We start from the raw sequence: 2,583 nt of genomic DNA on the forward strand, positions 1-2,583 counted from the left end.
AGTGTGCTAACGCCAGGAATCGCATGCGTTTCCTGGCGTTGGTTTCTGCCTTGGCGAGGGCCAAGAAATCGATTGGATCGGACATACTGAGTACAGTGAAACCAGAATAGAGCAATTAGATCACATCTTTAATCTGATTGGTATCAGCCGGGGTCAATACATACATCCTGTTTGCCACAGCCTCTGGTGCGCAGGGGTCAGACAGCGACTGCATCATTTTCTCCATCGACCAGGATGGCACCCGGAGTGCCACCCGGCTCGGGGATACCGTCAACAATGCTTGCTGGGACTAGGCGATGAAACCACTGCACCATCGACACACGAGGGGATTCAGCCTGCTGGAGGTGATGATTGCGGCCGTGGTGCTCTCCTTCGGCTTGCTGGGATTGGTTGCCATGCAGGTCACCGCCAAGTTTTCCAGCTACGAAGCGCGTCAGCGCACCATCGCCAACTGGCTGGCCAATGATCTGGTCGAACGCGCCAGGATCAACAAAGACAGCTGGGCTGGTCAGGGAACGACAGTGGTATCCGGCAACGCGATCCTGGATATGCCGAGCTGTGCCAACAACAATGGCACCATGTCGGATTGCAGCAGGACTGAGCGGCAGGCACTGGACCTCTTCTACTGGCAGCAGTCCCTGCTGGGAACCGCAGTATCCGGTGCCGCGTCACCTCTGCAATCTCCGGTCGGCTGCGTGATTCGTGGCGCCAACAACAGTTTGACCATAGGGATCTTCTGGCAGGGGCGGGAGTCTTTGTCCGATGGTGCCGTTGCAGTGGCCGCGGTGCGCAACAGTTGTGGGTTGGGCAATGCGGCAGACAGACAGAGGCGTCAGTTCGTACTGACGACCACACTATGAATGCCCGTGGCTTCACCCTGATTGAATGGCTGATTGCCATGTTGATCGGCGTATTTCTGGTCGGTGGCGGCTTGAGCATCTTCGTGGCTTCCCGTGCCACAACGGAAGATGCTTTCGATCAGAGCGAGTTGCAGGAGAACGGTCGTATCGCGATGCGCCTGGTGACCCAGGACCTGAAATGGGCGGGCTTCTGGGGGGACTACACCGGTTCCCCCATGGCAACGGGGCAAGGCGTGACTCTCAGCATCGGGTCTACGGTGCTTTCGGCGAACGATTGTCTGGACAATTTGGGGCGTGGCAGCTTGCCGCCCAGCGTGGGAACAAATCGGGGGGTCTGGGTCGCGCGGGTGGATAACAACAGGGCGATTAACGGGGGGGCTTTTGCCTGTATTCCCGTGACGTCACGTATTCCCAATACGGATGTCATCAGCATCAAGCGATTGATTGGGCAGCCCCTGGCCGATGCCGCAGCTACTGGCAACCGCTTCTATCTTGCTACTACGACGCAAGCGGCGCTGATGTTCAAAGGGGGAGAAACAGTGCCCACGATGACAGATATGCCGGCTCGTCAGCTCTGGGAATATCAGCACTTTATCTATTATCTCGCTCCCAATGCCGCAGGCAACCCGGAACTGAGAAAGCGTTACCTGACTGCCAATGGGGGCTCGGTTCTGATCGGAGGCCCCATGGCGGAAGGGATTGAGCGCATGACGGTGCTGTTTGGTGTTGACGACACTCCTGTTGCCGATGGGGTCATTGATCGCTATGTCGCGTCTACAAACGTGACCGAGCAGGAATGGAGCGAAGGGCGTGTCGTTGCTGCCCGTGTTTTTATTCTGGTGCGATCGTCGCAAGCATCCAGCAGCTATGTGAACAACAACATCTATCAGGTAGGTAGTACCAGCGTATCAGGCAATGGGGATGGGTTTCGTCGCTTGCTGCTGGAGAGCAGCGTGTCGCTACGCAACCCGGTGGTCATGACTGGAGGTGGTTCATGAAATCACAGCATGGCGTAGCCCTGATCGTCGCGCTGATCATCCTGGTACCTCTGACGCTGATCGCCGTGGTGGTGATGCAGTCCTCCGGGCAGGATCTCAAGATGGCAGGCTCTGCGGCCAATTTCAGGCAGGCAGAACACAGACTGGAAGGCATCATCGAAGCGGCGGTACAGAGCAATAACATATCGACGGTGATTGCAGGCATGGGGTCTGCGCTGGGGGCGAGTGCTGCCATCAGTGTCAATAGCAGCAATAATTCAGCCAGTGTGGCCCTCACCAATCGCACGGAAACTGTCTGCAAACGCAAGGTGGATGCCAGCAGCAGCAATGTGATTCCTGTATGCAAATATGTCGAGCTACAGGCCGGTGTCAATTATGGAAAATATTCTCGCCCGCTGACCTGGACTGCGGGTGTGGAACAGCCACTGCTCACAAAATAGGAGCGAAGGATATGTGGTTACAACGATTCGGTTCAATTTTATGCTGGTGCAGTCTTGTTTTTGGCATGACGTCAACACGAGCCGATGACACCGAGCTTTTTATATACGACTTTAATAAGGCTGGTGATTTCAGACCTAAGGAAGGTGCGAATAAGCGGGGAAATTCTTCTCGGCTGACTCAGTCATTTCATTTCTTCATGTTTGAGCCGATTTTTTCTCCCGTAAATGCCTTGAATCAGCCTATTTAGACCGTTTCTTCGCCATTTAAGGCGTTATCCCCAGTTT

3 protein-coding genes are annotated in these 2,583 nt (G+C 55.2%); all 3 read left to right on the forward strand.

From position 1 onward, the window contains the following. Positions 1 to 296: 296 nt before the first annotated feature. The 3 genes from pilV to tppD are packed head-to-tail and all read left to right on the forward strand — an operon-like array spanning position 297 to position 2,298. Positions 297 to 860, forward strand: coding sequence for a type IV pilus modification protein PilV (gene pilV / locus J9889_RS20445; RefSeq protein ID WP_039039992.1), 564 nt, complete (start codon positions 297 to 299; stop codon positions 858 to 860). Further along, a complete protein-coding gene (locus J9889_RS20450) occupies positions 857 to 1,858 on the forward strand; it encodes a PilW family protein (protein WP_210557908.1) in 1,002 nt (333 codons plus the stop codon). The genes pilV and J9889_RS20450 overlap by 4 nt, the downstream gene beginning before the upstream one ends. Beyond that, entirely contained in the window at positions 1,855 to 2,298 is a 444-nt protein-coding gene (tppD, locus tag J9889_RS20455; RefSeq protein ID WP_041210960.1) for a type IVa pilus pseudopilin TppD, read from the forward strand. The genes J9889_RS20450 and tppD overlap by 4 nt, the downstream gene beginning before the upstream one ends. Positions 2,299 to 2,583: the final 285 nt, after the last annotated feature.

This window comes from Aeromonas sp. PrichA-15, from assembly GCF_017939245.1.
Classification (GTDB): Bacteria; Pseudomonadota; Gammaproteobacteria; order Enterobacterales; family Aeromonadaceae; genus Aeromonas; species Aeromonas caviae.